The sequence below is a fragment of the Rhodococcus sp. LW-XY12 genome, assembly GCF_019317345.1.
GTDB lineage: Bacteria > Actinomycetota > Actinomycetes > Mycobacteriales > Mycobacteriaceae > Rhodococcus > Rhodococcus pyridinivorans.
In genome coordinates this window covers 4,104,884-4,120,959 of sequence record NZ_CP079225.1, presented here as the reverse complement: position 1 = coordinate 4,120,959, position 16,076 = coordinate 4,104,884, and the positions used below count along the sequence as shown (strand labels likewise).

14 protein-coding genes, 1 pseudogene and 1 riboswitch are annotated in these 16,076 nt (G+C 67.8%); of the genes and pseudogenes, 13 read left to right on the top strand and 2 right to left on the bottom strand.

From position 1 onward, the window contains the following. The first annotated feature begins 61 nt into the window (after positions 1–61). On the top strand, positions 62–544 hold the full coding sequence (locus tag KXC42_RS19070) for a DUF456 domain-containing protein (RefSeq protein ID WP_006552932.1): 483 nt from the start codon (positions 62–64) through the stop codon (positions 542–544). Positions 545–634: 90 nt separating this feature from the next. Here the strand turns inward: KXC42_RS19070 and KXC42_RS19065 are convergent, their stop codons facing one another. Beyond that, positions 635–2,032 (bottom strand): FAD-dependent oxidoreductase, encoded by a 1,398-nt coding sequence (locus KXC42_RS19065; RefSeq protein ID WP_033096189.1) that lies wholly within the window; start codon positions 2,030–2,032, stop codon positions 635–637. 292 nt (positions 2,033–2,324) lie between these two features. Here KXC42_RS19065 and KXC42_RS19060 point away from each other — a divergent pair, with 292 nt between their 5' ends. The 7 genes from KXC42_RS19060 to KXC42_RS19030 all read left to right on the top strand — a co-directional run bounded on the left by KXC42_RS19060 (position 2,325) and on the right by KXC42_RS19030 (position 8,839). Beyond that, positions 2,325–2,771, top strand: coding sequence for a hypothetical protein (locus KXC42_RS19060; RefSeq protein ID WP_219129387.1), 447 nt, complete (start codon positions 2,325–2,327; stop codon positions 2,769–2,771). 70 nt (positions 2,772–2,841) lie between these two features. Then, a complete protein-coding gene (locus KXC42_RS19055; protein ID WP_219129386.1) occupies positions 2,842–3,252 on the top strand; it encodes a rhodanese-like domain-containing protein in 411 nt (136 codons plus the stop codon). Next, on the top strand, positions 3,249–4,472 hold the full coding sequence (locus tag KXC42_RS19050; RefSeq protein ID WP_006552928.1) for an O-succinylhomoserine sulfhydrylase: 1,224 nt from the start codon (positions 3,249–3,251) through the stop codon (positions 4,470–4,472). Before KXC42_RS19055 ends, KXC42_RS19050 begins: the two co-directional genes overlap by 4 nt. 19 nt (positions 4,473–4,491) lie before the next feature. Continuing rightward, positions 4,492–4,621, top strand: a riboswitch (cobalamin riboswitch). Between the two features lie 87 nt (positions 4,622–4,708). Further along, positions 4,709–5,614 carry an ABC transporter substrate-binding protein gene (locus tag KXC42_RS19045; protein ID WP_219129385.1) on the top strand — a complete coding sequence of 302 codons (906 nt, stop codon included), beginning with the start codon at positions 4,709–4,711 and terminating at the stop codon, positions 5,612–5,614. A gap of 107 nt (positions 5,615–5,721) precedes the next feature. After that, positions 5,722–6,684 (top strand): iron ABC transporter permease, encoded by a 963-nt coding sequence (locus tag KXC42_RS19040; RefSeq protein ID WP_228045161.1) that lies wholly within the window; start codon positions 5,722–5,724, stop codon positions 6,682–6,684. Continuing rightward, the gene (locus KXC42_RS19035; RefSeq protein ID WP_373922163.1) at positions 6,681–7,493 is read left to right on the top strand and encodes an ABC transporter ATP-binding protein; all 813 of its coding nucleotides are present in this window, start codon (positions 6,681–6,683) and stop codon (positions 7,491–7,493) included. The genes KXC42_RS19040 and KXC42_RS19035 overlap by 4 nt, the downstream gene beginning before the upstream one ends. After that, entirely contained in the window at positions 7,493–8,839 is a 1,347-nt protein-coding gene (locus KXC42_RS19030; RefSeq protein ID WP_006552924.1) for a bifunctional adenosylcobinamide kinase/adenosylcobinamide-phosphate guanylyltransferase, read from the top strand. The genes KXC42_RS19035 and KXC42_RS19030 overlap by 1 nt, the downstream gene beginning before the upstream one ends. Before the next feature lie 63 nt (positions 8,840–8,902). On the opposite strand, the gene KXC42_RS19025 is transcribed toward KXC42_RS19030, so the two are convergent. After that, positions 8,903–9,676, bottom strand: a complete 774-nt coding sequence (locus KXC42_RS19025; RefSeq protein WP_006552923.1) for a sulfite exporter TauE/SafE family protein — start codon at positions 9,674–9,676, stop codon at positions 8,903–8,905. Between the two features lie 318 nt (positions 9,677–9,994). Here KXC42_RS19025 and KXC42_RS19020 point away from each other — a divergent pair. The 5 genes and pseudogenes from KXC42_RS19020 to KXC42_RS19000 all read left to right on the top strand — a co-directional run. Then, positions 9,995–10,435 (top strand): annotated as a pseudogene (locus KXC42_RS19020) (LLM class flavin-dependent oxidoreductase); the annotation flags it as partial. Positions 10,436–10,590: 155 nt separating this feature from the next. Continuing rightward, complete coding sequence (locus KXC42_RS19015) at positions 10,591–11,451, top strand: DUF559 domain-containing protein (RefSeq protein WP_039585493.1); 861 nt, start codon at positions 10,591–10,593, stop codon at positions 11,449–11,451. Between the two features lie 125 nt (positions 11,452–11,576). Beyond that, positions 11,577–12,590 carry a glucose-6-phosphate dehydrogenase (coenzyme-F420) gene (gene fgd, locus KXC42_RS19010; RefSeq protein ID WP_219129384.1) on the top strand — a complete coding sequence of 338 codons (1,014 nt, stop codon included), beginning with the start codon at positions 11,577–11,579 and terminating at the stop codon, positions 12,588–12,590. Between the two features lie 183 nt (positions 12,591–12,773). Further along, positions 12,774–14,858 carry a phosphate acetyltransferase gene (gene pta / locus KXC42_RS19005; RefSeq protein ID WP_039585489.1) on the top strand — a complete coding sequence of 695 codons (2,085 nt, stop codon included), beginning with the start codon at positions 12,774–12,776 and terminating at the stop codon, positions 14,856–14,858. Continuing rightward, on the top strand, positions 14,855–16,069 hold the full coding sequence (locus KXC42_RS19000) for an acetate/propionate family kinase (RefSeq protein WP_219129383.1): 1,215 nt from the start codon (positions 14,855–14,857) through the stop codon (positions 16,067–16,069). Before pta ends, KXC42_RS19000 begins: the two co-directional genes overlap by 4 nt. Positions 16,070–16,076 lie beyond the last annotated feature (7 nt).

Here is a 16,076-nt window from a genome sequence, read left to right as displayed (position 1 = left end):
TGCTGCCACCGCGTCCCGGTACTCCGCTGTCTTCCGCCCGCTCGACCCGCTCGGTGGCGCCGTGAGTGCCGGCGGCGAACTGCTCGTCGGGCTGGCGATCCTCGTCGGCCTGCTCGGGATCGTGCTGCCGGTCCTGCCCGGCGTCCTGCTGATCTTCGGCGCGATCGCCGTATGGGCGTTCCTCACGGGAGGCACCACCGCATGGATCGTGCTGGGCGTCGCGGCGGTGGCGCTGCTGGTCACCGGCATCGTGAAGTACACCTGGCCCGGCAAGCGACTGCAGCAGGCCGGGGTGCCGAACCGCTCGTTGATCCTCGCCGGTCTGCTCGGCATCGTCGGGTTCTTCGTCGTCCCCGTCGTCGGGCTGTTCCTGGGCTTCTTGCTCGGCATGTACTTGTCGGAGGTGCAGCGGCATCGCACCCACCGCGACGCGTGGGTCTCGACGGTCGCGGCGACCAAGGCGGTCGCGTTGTCGATCCTCGTCGAACTGTTCGGCGGACTCGTCGCGGCGTCGGTGTGGCTGGGCGCCGTCCTGTTCACCTGAGCGCACCCGGAAAGCCGAGCAGACCCGAAAGCGAGGAGGGACCCATCCGCGCGGATGGGTCCCTCCTCGTTCGTGCAGTTCAGGCTGCTGTCACGCCTTGTGCGGCTCGCTCGCGCGGAACATGTCCTCGCGCTCGACGACCTTCACGCGCTCGCGGCCCTCGGCCTCACCGAGGCTGCGCTCGTGCGCATCGAGGCGGTACCAGCCCTGCCAGGTGGTGTACGGCAGCTGCTTGTCCTCGAGGAACTTCACGATCGCGTCCTCGGACGGATCCTCGGGGGTGTTCAGCCGGCCGGCGGCCCGGTCCTCGAGCAGGTTCGCGACGGTCTCGTTCGCGTCGCCCTTGGTGTGGCCGATCAGGCCGACGGGGCCGCGCTTGATCCAGCCGGTGACGTAGGTGTGCGGCATGAACCGGTCGGGACCCTCGGCGTTCTCGTCGGCGAGCACACGTCCGGCCTCGTTCGGCACGGTGCCGGCCTGCTCGTCGAAGGGCAGCTTGGCGATGTTCTGCGAGAGGTAGCCGACCGCGCGGTAGACGGCCTGGACCTCCCAGTCGTTGAACTTGCCGGTGCCGCGCACGTTGCCGGTGCCGTCGAGCTCGGTGCGCTCGGTGCGCAGACCGACGACCTTGCCGTCCTCACCGAGGATCTCGTGCGGGGACTCGAAGAAGTGCAGGAACAGCTTGTGCGGGCGGTTGCCCACATCGCGGATCGCCCAGTCCTGCAGAGTGTTGGCGACCATGTCGACCTGCTTGGAGTTGCGACGTGCCTGCTCGGAGCCTTCGTCGTAGTCGATGTCCTCGGGGTCGACGATGACCTCGATGGTCGGGGAGTGGTCGAGTTCGCGCAGCTCGAGCGGCGTGAACTTGGCCTGCGCCGGACCACGGCGACCGAAGACGTGCACCTCGACGGCCTTGTTGTTCTTCAGACCCTCGTAGACGTTCGGCGGAATCTCCGTCGGCAGCAGCTCGTCGCCGGTCTTGGCGAGCACGCGGGCGACGTCGAGCGCGACGTTGCCGACACCGAGGACGGCGACCTTCTCCGCCTCGAGCGGCCAGGTGCGCGGCACGTCGGGGTGACCGTCGTACCAGGACACGAAGTCGGCGGCGCCGTAGCTGCCGTCGAGGTCGATGCCGGGGATGTTCAGCGCGCGGTCCGCGTTCGCGCCGGTCGAGAAGATCACCGCATCGTAGAAACGCTGCAGGTCGTCGAGGTTGAAGTCGCTGCCGTAGTCGAGATTGCCGAGCAGGCGGATCTGCGGCTTGTCGAGCACCTTGTGCAGGGCGGTGATGATGCCCTTGATGCGCGGGTGGTCGGGCGCGACACCGTAGCGGATCAGACCGAACGGCGCCGGCATGCGCTCGAACAGGTCGATGCTGACCCCGGGATCCTGCGCAGTGTCGGACTTCATGAGTGCGTCGGCGGCGTAGATACCGGCAGGGCCGGCACCGACGATCGCGACGCGAAGGGGACGAGTCTGATCGGTCATCAGGGGATCAACTACCTCTTCGGTGTGCGGACGGACATATCCAGCTTAAATTAAGGCTGCCCTCAGTGGGCTCGGCGCAGGTCGCGCGGGGATGACGGCGAAGGAGGACGAATCGAGCCGTCGAGCGAATCGCTTCAGCGACAACACATGTGGGCACCCATACGACACAGGTCGACGGCGAGGCGTCGAACGAGCTGCGTGGTGGCCATGCGACAATTCCTACCTCGAGAGGGTTTTTAGGGCAAATGCGGTCGTGACGGGCCGCGACCTCGCGCCCACTAGGATCGGGCGCATGGCCAAGCGCGGAGCCCCCGAACCCGAACCCGATCCCGGCCCGGATCCCGACGGTCCCACCAGTAGCAGCATAGGGCCTTTCCTCGGAGCCCTCGCGGTCCTGGTGGTGCTCGTCCTCGTCGTCTTCGGCGCCCAGCTCTTCTCCCCGGCGGGCGACGACCTCACCGAGGACGCGATGGTGCGCCGCGCCGTCACCGACTACGTCTCCGCGCACAACGAGAACGACGGACCGATCCTCGACCGGCTGCGGTGCAGCGATCTGCCCGCCGAGGAAGCACCGCTCGCGGACGTCGAGGGACGCGTGGAGCTGCAGGCCACGCAGAACATCGCCGTGGACGGCGATCGGGCCACCGTCGACGTCCGGACCGGCCTCGACGGGGAGACGCAGACCGAGACGTGGCAGGTCGTCCGCATCGACGACGTGTGGCGGATCTGCCGGTTCTGACGTGTCGCCGTGCGTATACGAAGCGGTGCCCGCGTGTACGTCACAGTCCGACCTGTGAAAATATGTTCCGGTGAGCTACGCAGGTGATATAACGCCGCAGCAGGCATGGGACCTGCTGCAAGGTGATCCGGATGCCGTGCTCGTCGATGTGCGTACCGAAGCCGAGTGGAAATACGTCGGGGTCCCCGAGACCTCGTCGCTCGGTCGCCGGACCGTGTTCGTCGAGTGGGTTCGTTACCCCGACGGCGCCCTCAACCCGAACTTCGTCGAGGATCTGAGGGCAGCGGGTATCGGCAGCGGACCGGTGATCTTCCTGTGTCGCTCGGGGCAGCGCTCCATCGGAGCGGCCACGGCCGCCACCGCTGCGGGCCTGACCCCCGCCTACAACGTTCTCGAAGGATTCGAAGGCGCTCTCGACGGCGAAAGCCATCGCGGTGCCGAGGGCTGGCGGGCCGCGGGCCTGCCGTGGAGGCAGTCGTGAGTTCCATCCCCCAGGGCGGCGCGTTCGACAAGGCGCTGCCCGCCACCGTTCGCCCCGCCACGCTCGGCGTGCGCGGCGGCACCCTCCGATCCGGTTTCGAGGAGACCTCCGAGGCCCTTTACCTCAACTCCGGGTTCGTCTACGAGTCGGCCGAGGCCGCCGAGGCCGCTTTCACCGGCGACGTCGACCATTTCGTCTACTCCCGCTACGGCAACCCCACGGTGAAGATGTTCGAGGAGCGCCTGCGCCTGCTCGACGGTGCCGAGGGAGCGTACGCCACCGCGTCCGGCATGTCCGCGGTGTTCACCGCGCTCGCCGCGTTGCTCGGCAAGGGCGACCGTCTCGTCGCGGCACGCAGCCTCTTCGGTTCGTGCTTCGTCGTGTGCAACGAGATTCTGCCCCGCTGGGGCGTGGAGACGGTGTTCGTCGACGGCGAGGATCTCGACCAGTGGGAGAAGGCACTGTCGGTGCCCACCACCGCGGTCTTCTTCGAGACCCCCTCGAACCCCATGCAGACCCTCGTCGACGTGCGTCGCGTCTCCGAGATGGCGCATGCGGCGGGCGCGAAGGTGGTGCTGGACAACGTCTTCGCCACCCCGCTGCTGCAGCGCAGCCTCGATCTCGGTGCCGACATCGTCGTCTACTCCGGCACCAAACACATCGACGGTCAGGGCCGCGTGCTCGGCGGAGCGATCCTCGGACCCGCCGACTACATCGACGGGCCGGTGCAGAAGCTCATCCGCCACACCGGGCCGTCGCTGAGCCCGTTCAACGCGTGGACGCTGCTCAAGGGTCTCGAGACCATGCCGGTGCGGTTGCGCGCCTCGGTCGATTCGGCGCTGCGCATCGCGCAGTTCCTCGAATCGCAGGATGCGGTGCGCTGGGTCAAGTACCCGTATCTCGAGTCGCACCCGCAGTACGAACTCGCGAAGTCGCAGATGAGTGGCGGTGGCACGATCATCACGTTGGAGCTCGACGCCCCCGAGGGCGAGGGCAAGAAGCGTGCCTTCGAGCTGCTGAACAAGCTGCGCATCGTCGACATCTCGAACAATCTCGGCGACTCCAAGTCGCTCATCACCCACCCGGCGACCACCACCCACCGGGCGATGGGACCGGAGGGGCGGGCCGCGATCGGTTTGTCCGACGGCGTGGTGCGACTGTCCGTGGGCCTCGAGGATCCCGAGGATCTGCTCGAGGATCTCCAGCAGGCGCTGTCCTGACCTGGGACGCCGTGAGCTACGCTGCGGGTGTCCTGCCGATCCGGTAGGGCACCCGCTGCGTTTTCGGTGAAGCCGGTGAGATCCCGGCGCTGTCCCGCAACTGTAAGTCCCGATACGGGGTGAGCCAGGTCGGCCGGCGCGGAGGGTCCGTACGTACTGGTCCTCGGACGAAGGACGGTGGCGTGCCGCAACCGCCTGTTGCAGCCGTGCTGTTTTCGTCCTCCGAACAACGGAGGATGGCTGTGCCACTCGACAACCACCGACGGCTGCTCGCCGCCGGGCTGACCGCTTTCGCGCTCCTCGCCGCAGGGTGCTCGAGCAGCGACGATTCGTCACCGTCCGGTGACACCGACACCACCTCCGCGGACGTCCCGCAGGCCATCGTGTCGCTGAGCCCCACCAGCACGGAGATGCTCTACGCCGTCGGTGCCGGCGACCAGGTGGTCGCGGTCGACGACCGATCCGATTATCCGGCCGACGCGCCCGTCACCGATCTGTCGGGGTACACCCCCAACGTCGAGGCGATCCTCGGTTACGAACCCGACCTGGTCGTCGCCAACGCCGATACCGCCGATCTCGTTGCGGGACTCGAACAGGCCGGTGTCGAGACGCTGATCCTTCCCGCGGCCGAGAACCTGGACGACACCTACGCCCAGATCGAGCAGCTGGGAGCCGTCACCGGACACGTCGGCGACGCCGCCGAACTCGTGGCGCAGATGAAGACGGACATCGACGAGATTCTCGCCGGCCTCCCCGAACGGGAGACCACGCTGACCTACTACCACGAGCTCGACAACACCTTCTACACCGTCACCGACGACACCTACATCGGCGAGATCTACTCGATGCTGGGGCTGACCTCGATCGCGACCGGCGGCGACGGCTACCCGCAGCTGTCCGTCGAGTACGTCCTCGAACAGAACCCCGACGTGATCTTCCTGGCCGACGGCCAGTGCTGCGGCGTCACGCCCGAGGTCGTCGCGGAACGTGCCGGATGGGGCGAGCTCACCGCTGTCCGGGACGGCCAGGTCTACGTCCTCGACGAGGACATCGCCAGTCGCTGGGGGCCGCGCGTCGTGGACCTGATGCGTGAGGTCGCCCGGATCGTCGGCACCATCCCCGCGGTCCAGCCCACGCCTTGATCTCCGTGTCGCGAGGCAACACCCGCGCACTGCCACCCGGTGGTGCGCGGGTACCGCCGCGCAACGTGCTCGTGCTGACCGGCGCCGTGCTCGCCCTGTTCGCCGCGATGCTGGTCGGGATCCTCGTCGGGCCCGCCGGTCTCACCCCGGGCGGGGTGCTGCTCGACATCGCCGACCGCCTGCCGCTCGTCGACGTCGACTCCGGGTTGAGCACGCGTCAGCAGGCGATCCTGTGGAACATCCGGATGCCGCGCGTCGTGCTCGGGGTGCTGGTCGGTGCGATGCTGGCCATCGCCGGTGCGGCCTACCAAGGGGTCTTCCGCAATCCGCTCGCCGATCCCTATCTGCTCGGGGTCTCCAGCGGCGCCGGTCTCGGTGCCACCCTCGCCATCGTCGTGGGCGGCGCGGCCGGGTTCGCCGGTGTCCCGATCGCGGCCTTCGCCGGGGGCCTGCTCGCCGTCGGCGCGACGTATTCGCTCGGCCGCACCGTCGGCGGCAGCCGCTCGGAAGTCGTCATCATCCTCGCCGGTGTCGCCGTCGCGGCCTTCGCCAACGCGATCCAGACGTTCTTCATGCAGCTGCACGACGACACCCTGCGGCAGGTGTACTCGTGGATGCTCGGCCGCCTGTCCACCGACGGTTGGTCCGACGTCGTCGTGGTCCTGCCGTACGTCGTGGTCACCGTCGCGATCATCGCGCTGCATCGGCGCACACTCGATGTCATGGCGGTCGGCGACGTCGAAGCCGCGAGCCTCGGGATCAACCCGGCGCGCGTGCGGCTGCTGCTCGTCTGCGTCGCGACCCTCGGAACCGCGGCCGTCGTCTCGGCGAGCGGTCTCATCGGGTTCGTCGGCATCGTCGTCCCCCACGCGGTCCGGCTGCTCGCCGGACCCGGCCACCGTCTCCTGCTGCCGCTGTCGCTGCTGGTGGGTGCGTCCTTCCTCGTCCTCGCGGACGTCCTGGCCCGCACCGTCATGTCGCCCGCCGAACTGCCGATCGGTGTCGTCACCGCGGCGATCGGGGCGCCCTTCTTCCTCGTCGTGCTCAGACGGAGCCGAGGTGTCCGATGAAGAGCGATGTTCTCACCAACCCGACCATGACGGTGTCGTGCCGGCAGCTCAGCGCCGAACGCGGTGGCGTCGAGGTGCTGCACGGGATCGACCTGAACGTCACCGCCGGCTCCTGGCTATCGCTGGTCGGGCCCAACGGGTCGGGCAAGACCACCCTGCTGCACGTCCTCGCCGGTCTCGTGCCGGCCACCGGTCACCTACAGGTCGCCGACATCGTGCCGGGGCGCGCCGGACGTCGGGACATGGCACGCGCGGTCGCGCTGATGCCGCAACGCCCCGTGGTGCCGGAAGGTGTCACCGTCAGGGAACTGATCCATCTCGGCCGCACCCCGCACATCCCGCGCTTCGGATCCGAGACCGCGCACGACCGCGAGGTGGTGGACCGGATCGTAGAACGGCTCGAGCTCGAAGCGTTCGCACCGCGACTCGCGACCGAACTGTCCGGCGGTGAGCTGCAGCGCGTCGTGCTCGCACGCGCTCTCGCCCAGCAACCGCGGGTGCTGCTCCTCGACGAACCCACCAGCGCACTCGACATCGGACACCAGCAGCAGGTACTCGAACTCGTCGATTCGATGCGCACCGAAGGCGACCTCACCGTCATCGCCGCGATGCACGACCTGACCTCCGCCGCCCAATACGGGGAACGGCTCGTACTGCTCGATCGCGGGCACGTCGTCGCCGACGGAGCGCCCGACGACGTCCTCACCGCCGAACGCATCGCGCAGGTCTACGGCGCCCGCGTCGAGATCCTCGACCGCCCGGCGGGTCGCGCCGTCCTCCCGCTCCGCGACAGCACGAAGGACCGCTGATGGAGGTCGTGCTCCTGGGAACCGGCGCGGCGGACGGGTGGCCGAACCCGTTCTGCACGTGTGCATCCTGCGCGGATGCCGCGCGTCGCGGCGAGATCCGCGGGCAAACCGCGGCACTCGTCGACGATGTGCTGATGCTCGACTGCGGTCCTGAGGCGCCCCGCGCAGCCGTGCGGCACGGCAGGTCGCTGGCGCAGGTGCGGCATATCCTCCTGACCCACGCCCATGCAGATCATCTGGGCCCGCAGGCATTGTTGTTCCGGTCGTGGGTGGCCGCCGGCGTCGAACTCGATGTGATAGGTCCCGCCGACGCGCTCGACACCTGTAGACCCTGGGTGGCTCCCGACGCGCCGGTGCGTTTCGTTCCGGTCGAGCCGGGGGACTCGCTCACCGTCGGCGACTACTCGGTGCGCGTTCTTCCCGCACGGCACAAGGTCTTCCGCGACGGCGACGCGGTGCTGTACGACCTGTCGGGCCCGGGCGGGTCGCGGTTGCTGTGGGCGTGCGACACCGGGATGTGGCTCGCCGAGTGGTTCGAGGCCGTGCGCGACGCCCGGTTCGACGCGGTATTCCTCGAGGAAACCTTCGGCGACCGTTCCGAACTGTCCGAGGGTCACCTCGGCCTGCCCGAGTTCGGCGCGATGGTGGATGGTCTGCGCGGTGTCGGTGCCGTCACCGAGAACACCGAGGTGGTCGCAGTGCATCTGGGCCACCACAATCCGCCCATCGACGAACTGCGGAATCGTCTGCAGCAGGTGGATGCTCGTCCCGGTCGTGATGGTGAGGTGGTCCACGTGGGTGAAGGGACTCCGGTCGTGCCGCATCGGACGCTGGTTCTCGGGGGAGTGCGGTCGGGCAAGTCGCGGCACGCCGAGGAACTACTCGCGTCCTGCCCGTCCGTCACCTACGTCGCCACCGGCGGGACACGAGAGGGTGACGCGGAGTGGGCGGAACGTGTTGCACTGCACCGGGAAAGACGTCCCGGTTCATGGTCGACGGTGGAGACGGTCGATGTCGCCGAGGTGCTGTGCACCGCTACGGAACCGCTGCTGATCGATTGTCTCGGAACGTGGTTGACGGCACGGCTCGATATCCACGGTGTCTGGGATGGTGGCGACCTCGACCCTGTCCACTCCGATGTGGACGAGTTGATCGCGGCGTGGCGGAAGTGTGCGGTGCCGGTGGTCGCCGTGAGCAACGAGGTCGGTAGCGGAGTGGTGCCCGCGACCTCTTCGGGCCGATTGTTCCGCGACATGCTCGGCCGGCTCAATGCGCGGGTCGCGGAGGCCAGTGAGTCGGCAACTCTCGTGGTGGCGGGGATTCCCATTTCTCTGAAATCGGATTGATACCTGTTCTTCTCGTAACGCTGCGGACAACCCCGGCAGAGGTGAATTCCGGAAAGTGGTGCGTCAGGCGAGCAGTCGGTAAAGACCGATCAGCCCCACCACGACGATCACCGCCCGCAGCGCGACCGGCGACAGGCGTCGGCCGTAGTGCGAGCCGAGATAGCCACCGATCAAAGAACCCACCGCGATCAGTGCGGCCACGGTCCAGTCGATCCGGTCGAACGCCACCAGGATGTACGCGCACGCGGCCACGACGTTCACCACCAGCGACAGCAGATTCTTCACCGCGTTCTGTCGCTGGATGTGGTCGTGCAGCAACGCTCCGAACAAACCCATGAGCAGAATGCCCTGCGCCGCCGTGAAATAGCCGCCGTAGATGCCGACGGCGAAGGTGCCGACGACGAGCAGTGTCATCCGCACCGGTCCGAGGTGGCCGTCGGCGTCGCCGCCGGTTCTGCGGGCCACCCACGCCTGGATCTTCGGCTGGAACACGACGAGGGTAAGGGCCAGGAGGAGCAGGATGGGTACGACCGTCTCGAAGACGGTCTCAGGCAGGTGGAGCAGGAGCCACGCTCCTACCAGTGCCCCGCAGAACGACGCCGGGATCTGCCATCGCAGCCGCTCCCATTGCCCGCGCAGCTCGCGCCGATACCCCCAGGTGCCTGACACACCTCCAGCGACCAGGCCGATCGCGTTGGACATCGTCGCGGTCACCGGGGGCACACCGAACGCGACGAGCGTCGGGAAGGTGATGAGAGTGCCGGATCCGACGAGGGAGTTGATCGCTCCGGCGCCCAGTCCGGCCAATGCGACGAGGAAGAGTTCGAGCGGGGTCACCGAGGCGAGTCTACGGCGTACCGAAACCGGCCTTGTCGTCGATGCCGGGGCACCGCGTCGACATCGACATCGGTCTCGACGAGGAACGGATTTCCGTCACAGTGAGAGAAAGCCTGTCCGCGGCGTGCCGCACTCCGTAGCTTGAGGCGCGACCATCCAGAGCGACCGAGAGACCTGGCTCTACGACGTCGCAGCAACCCCCCGTACGCGGGTGCGGGTGCTACCGCCGGGACCCACGTCTGCACCCTCGCTTTCCCACACCCCGCATTCCCGAAAGGCCCATTCCGATGGCTCCCGCCCACAGGACGTCGCCGTGAGCACGTCCACCCGGGCACGACAGTCGAAGCGGTCGAGGCGTACCGGGCAGCGTTCCGTCCGTCGCCGATCCTGAGGAAGCCCTACGTGGTGGTCTCGGCCGACGCGGTGGTCGCCGACGACGACGCCACCGCACGCGAACTGGCGTCGACCTACGGGCACTGGACGCACAGCATCCGCTCGGGTCACGGCGCGATCCCGTATCCGAACCCGGACACCACCCCGCCGCTGACCGACGAGGAGCGAGCCCTCGTCGACGACCGTATCGTCACCCAGTTCGTGGGGGCGCCGAGCACGGTGGCGGAGCGACTCGACACCCTCCGCCGAGTGACGGACGCCGACGAACTCGTCGTCACCTCGGTCACCCACGGCCACGAGGACCGTCTGCGTTCCTACGAACTGCTGGCCCGCGAATGGGGATTGGCGCGGGTCCGCGCCGCGTGATCGTTCGTCGAGACCGGTGTTGTTGTCGATAACTCGCGAGAAATCGACAACAACACCGGTCTCGATTCGGCGCGTCTGGGGATAACGTCGAAAGTTCTCCACAGACGGCGGATTCGGGGTACCGGGAACGCAGGAGACCGGGCACGCTCGCGCTCATGGTCGACTTCCACGAACCGTTCGCCGGCACCGATGCACTGGCGGCCGGATCGGTGACGCGGTATCAACTTCGGCACCACTTCGTGAAGCTTCATCGCAATGTGTACGTCGCTCCGGGAGTCGAAGCGACCGCGCTGCTACGCGCGAAGGCCGCCTGGTTGTGGACCGGAGGCGCCGGGGTACTGGCCGGACCATCCGCAGCCGCCGTGCACGGGACCCGTTGGCTCGACGCGTCGTTGCCGGCGGAGATGGTGCGACCCGGAAAACTGCACTCGACGCCGGGCATCATCGTTCGCAGCGTCGACGACATCGAATCCTGCGTCGTCGACGGAATGACGGTGACGATACCGGCCCGAACGGCCTTCGACCTCGCGCGCGGTGCGGACCTCGATCGGTGCGTCGAAATGGTGGACGCGCTCTGCAATGCGACCGGAACGAAGGTCCACGAGATCGAAGCGGTGGCCGCTCGGAACAAGGGCGCTCGGCACCTCGCGTCCGTACGGAAGGTTCTCGAACTCGTCGACGGAGGTGCCGCGTCACCACCGGAGACGCACACGCGGCTGCTGATCGTCCGGTCCGGTCTGCCCGTGCCGGAGACGCAGATCGAGATCTACGACGGTGGGCGGTTCGTGGCACGTGCGGACATGGGCTGGAAGCAGTGGAGGGTCCTCGTCGAGTACGACGGTGCGCAGCACTGGACCGATCGAGTACAGCGGACCATCGACATCGACCGCTATGCGTTGCTGTCGGAGCTCGGTTGGACCGTGGTGCGTGTCGGCGCCGACCTGCTGTATCGGCGACCTCGAGTCCTCGTCGAAAGGGTGCGACGCGCGTTGTACCGCGCCGGTGCCCTCGGGTGACCTGTCGAGACCGGTGTTGTGTGCGATTTTTCGGTGAATTTCGAACACAACGTCGGTCTCGACCGACGACGAGCGTCCGGTGGGCATACTCGGGGACATCGGAACGCGAACGGTCGGAGGAATCTGTGGCTCAGGGTTTGAAGTTGGGATACAAGGCGTCGGCAGAGCAGTTCGGGCCGCGCGAGCTGGTGGAGTTGGGTGTGTTGGCCGAGGCGCACGGGATGGATTCGGCGACGGTGTCGGATCATTTCCAGCCGTGGCGGCACAACGGTGGGCATGCGCCGTTCTCGTTGGCGTGGATGACCGCCGTGGGGGAGCGCACCGAAAGGTTGCAGCTGGGCACGAGTGTGCTCACGCCGACGTTCCGGTACAACCCGGCGGTGATCGCGCAGGCCTTCGCGACGATGGGGTGTCTGTATCCGGGACGGATCTTCCTCGGGGTCGGCACCGGCGAAGCACTCAACGAGATCGCCACCGGCTACGCCGGCCAGTGGCCGGAGTTCAAGGAACGCTTCGCCCGGCTGCGCGAATCGGTGCGGTTGATGCGTGAGCTGTGGCGCGGAGACCGGGTCGATTTCGAGGGCGAGTACTACACCACCAAGGGGGCGTCGATCTACGACGTGCCCGAAGGCGGCATCCCGGTCTACGTCGCCGCCGGCGGTCCGGTCGTGGCCCGCTATGCCGGACGCGCGGGGGACGGGTTCATCTGCACCTCCGGGAAGGGCATGGAACTCTACACCGACAAGCTGTTGCCGGCCGTCGCCGAGGGGGCGGAGAAGGCCGAGCGGGATGTGGCGCAGATCGACAAGATGATCGAGATCAAGATCTCGTACGACACCGATCCGGACAAGGCGTTGGAGAACACCCGGTTCTGGGCGCCGCTGTCGCTCACGCCGGAGCAGAAGCATTCGATCGATGATCCGATGGAGATGGAGGCGGCGGCGGATGCGTTGCCGATCGAGCAGGTCGCCAAGCGGTGGATCGTGGCGTCGGATCCGGACGAGGCGGTCGAGCAGGTCAGGGCGTATGTCGATGCGGGGTTGAATCATCTGGTGTTCCATGCGCCGGGTCATGATCAGAAGCGGTTCCTGGAGTTGTTCGAGCGCGACCTCGCCCCGCGCCTGCGCGCACTCACCTGACGTCCGACCCGCAAGGTGCCGCTTCTCCGCTGAGTAGGAGCGGCACCGAGCAGCCCGACACCCCGCGCGTGCTGCAGACCCAGTCCTGACATCCCGCGACTCCCATGCCCGGCCGGACACCGCCGGCCGGGCGTGTGCGCGGGTACGCGGGACGGAGCAAAGTTTGCAGTTAGGGTGGAATCCATGAGTGCTGCTGCAGGGTCCGTCTCGAGCATCTACATCGCAGCTCCGGAAGGGGACACCGGGAAGTCGACGGTCGCCCTGGGCGTGCTGCAGACGCTGTGCGCGTCCACCGCCCGCGTCGGTGTCTTCCGTCCCATCGCGCGCTCCGACAGCGACATCGACTACATCCTCGAACTGTTGCTCGAACACACCACCGTCGACCTCGCCTACGAGGACTGCATCGGCGTCACCTACGACGACGTCCACGACGACCCGGACGCCGCGCTCAGCGACATCGTCGGCAAGTACCACGCGGTGGCGGACCGCTGCGACGCCGTCGTCATCGTCGGCAGCGACTACACCGAGATCGCCAACCCCAGCGAACTGTCGTACAACGCCCGCATCGCGGCGAACCTCGACGCCCCGGTACTGCTCGTCCTGCGCGGCTCCCGCCGCACGCCCTCGGAGATCGCCCAGCTCGCCGGTGTGTGTGCGAACGAGCTCGCGGGACAGCACGCGCATCTCGGTGCGGTGGTGGTGAACCGCTGCGACCCCCATGCACTCGACGAGATCGCCCGGGCTCTCGGCGACCGCACCGAACCGGTGTGGACGCTCCCGGAGGTGCCCGCACTGGTCGCGCCGACGATGGCCGAGCTGCAGACCGCGATCGGAGGCGAGCTCTACAGCGGTGACCCCGACCTGCTGCAGCGGGAAGCGCTGCGGATCATGGTCGGTGGCATGACCGCCGAACGGATTCTCGAGCGGCTCACCGACGGCGTCGTCGTCATCGCTCCCGCCGACCGCTCCGACGTCATCCTCGCGCTGGTCAATGCCAATGCCGCCGAAGGATTCCCGACGCTCGCCGGCATCATCATGAACGGGGGCCTGCTGCCGCACCCGATGATCGCGCAGCTCGTCACGGCCTTGAAGCCGTCGCTGCCGATACTCACCACCGAACTCGGCACCTTCGACACCGCCTCGGCTGCCGACCGCACCCGAGGCCGCATGGCCCTCGGCGCACAGCGCAAGATCGACACGGCACTCGCGCTCATGGAACGACACGTCGATTCCCGTTCTCTGCTCGACCGGTTGCGACTGCCGCGACCGTCCGTGACCACCCCGCAGATGTTCGAATACCAGCTCATCGACCGCGCGCGGGCCCAGCAGCGGCACATCGTGTTGCCCGAGGGCGAGGACGACCGCATCCTTCGAGCCGCCGGACGCGTGCTCCAGCGTGGCATCGCGAAGCTGACGATCCTCGGCGACGAGGCAGCCGTCCGCCAGCGGGCGTCGGAACTCGGGGTGGACCTGTCGCAGGCGCAGATCCTCGACCCGCGCACTTCCGAGCACGCCGACCGGTTCGCGGAGGAGTACGCGCGGCTGCGTGCCCACAAGGGCATGACCGTCGAACGTGCACGCGAGATCATGCGCGACATCTCATATTTCGGCACGATGATGGTGCACCTGGGACTGGCCGACGGCATGGTTTCGGGCGCGGCCCACACCACCGCCCACACGATCCGCCCCGCCCTCGAGATCATCAAGACCGAACCGGGCGTCTCCACGGTGTCGAGCATCTTCCTGATGTGCCTCGCCGACCGTGTCCTCGCGTACGGCGACTGCGCCGTCGTCCCCGACCCGACCGCCGACCAGCTCGCCGACATCGCGATTTCGTCCGCCGCGACCGCCGCCCGGTTCGGCATCGACCCGAGGGTCGCGATGCTGTCGTACTCCACCGGCGAATCCGGTTCGGGTGCCGACGTCGACAAGGTCCGCTCGGCCACGACGTTGGTCCGGGAGCGGCGACCCGACCTGCCGGTGGAAGGTCCGATCCAGTACGACGCGGCGATCGAACCGACGGTCGCGAGCGCGAAGCTGCCCGACTCCGACGTCGCCGGACGCGCCACGGTGTTCATCTTCCCGGACCTGAACACCGGCAACAACACCTACAAGGCCGTGCAGCGCAGCGCCGGTGCCGTCGCCGTCGGACCCGTCCTGCAAGGCCTGAACAAGCCGGTCAACGACCTCTCGCGGGGCGCCCTGATCCAGGACATCGTCAACACCATCGCCATCACCGCGATCCAGGCGCAGGAGGAAGACGCGTGAGCAGCCCGAACCCGGTCACCGCAGGCACCGTCCTGGTCCTCAACTCCGGATCGTCGTCGATCAAGTTCCAGCTGATCGAACCGGAGAGCGGAAAGTCGCTGGCGCACGGACTGATCGAGCGGATCGGGGAACCGGAGGGCCGGATCGTCTTCCACCACACGGCGGGGGCGGACGAACGCAACGACGCCATCGCCGACCACCGGACCGGACTGCGTGCGGTACTGGAGATGCTCGAAGGGCTGGGCCGTCCGCTGCACGAGGTGGGCATCGTCGCCGTCGGACACCGACTCGTGCACGGCGGCAAGGTCTTCTACGAACCGACCCTGATCGACGACGACGTGGTCCGCGCCGTCGACGAATTGTCGATCCTTGCGCCCCTCCACAATCCGGCGAACGTCGTGGGAATGGAGGTCGCGCGGGAGGAACTGCCCGACATCCCCCATGTGGGTGTCTTCGACACCGCCTTCTTCCACGGTCTTCCGCCGCACGCGGCGACCTATGCGATCGACCGCGACATCGCCCACAAGCACGACATCCGGCGGTACGGATTCCACGGTACTTCACACGAATACGTGTCGGGGCGTGCCGCGGAGTTCCTCGGACGCGACATCGCGGACCTGAATCTGGTTGTGCTCCATCTGGGTAACGGTGCGTCGGCGTCGGCGGTCGCAGGTGGGAGCCCGATCGACACCTCGATGGGACTGACCCCGCTCGAGGGTCTCGTCATGGGCACGCGCAGCGGCGACATCGATCCGGGTGTCGTCATGCACCTCAACCGGGCGGCCGGGTTGAAGGTCGACGCCATCGACGACCTGCTCAACCGGCATTCGGGCCTGAAGGGGCTGTCGGGTGTCAACGACTTCCGGGCTCTGCTGAAGCTCGTCGGCGAGGGCGACGAGGACGCGCGACTCGCGTACGAAGTCTACGTGCATCGCATCCGGAAGTACGTGGGCGCCTACACCTTCGAGCTCGGCGGCGTCGACGCGATCGTGTTCACCGGTGGGGTGGGGGAGAACAACGTCGACGTCCGGCGCGACAGCCTCTCCGGCCTCGACCGGCTCGGCATCGTCGTCGACGATGCGCGCAACACTGCCGACGACGACGGGGAACGCCGGATCTCGACCGACTCGTCGCAGGTGGAGGTTCTCGTGATCCCCACGAACGAGGAACTCGCCATCGCCCGCGCGGCCGTACAGTTCGCCCGGCGCTGACTTCTGA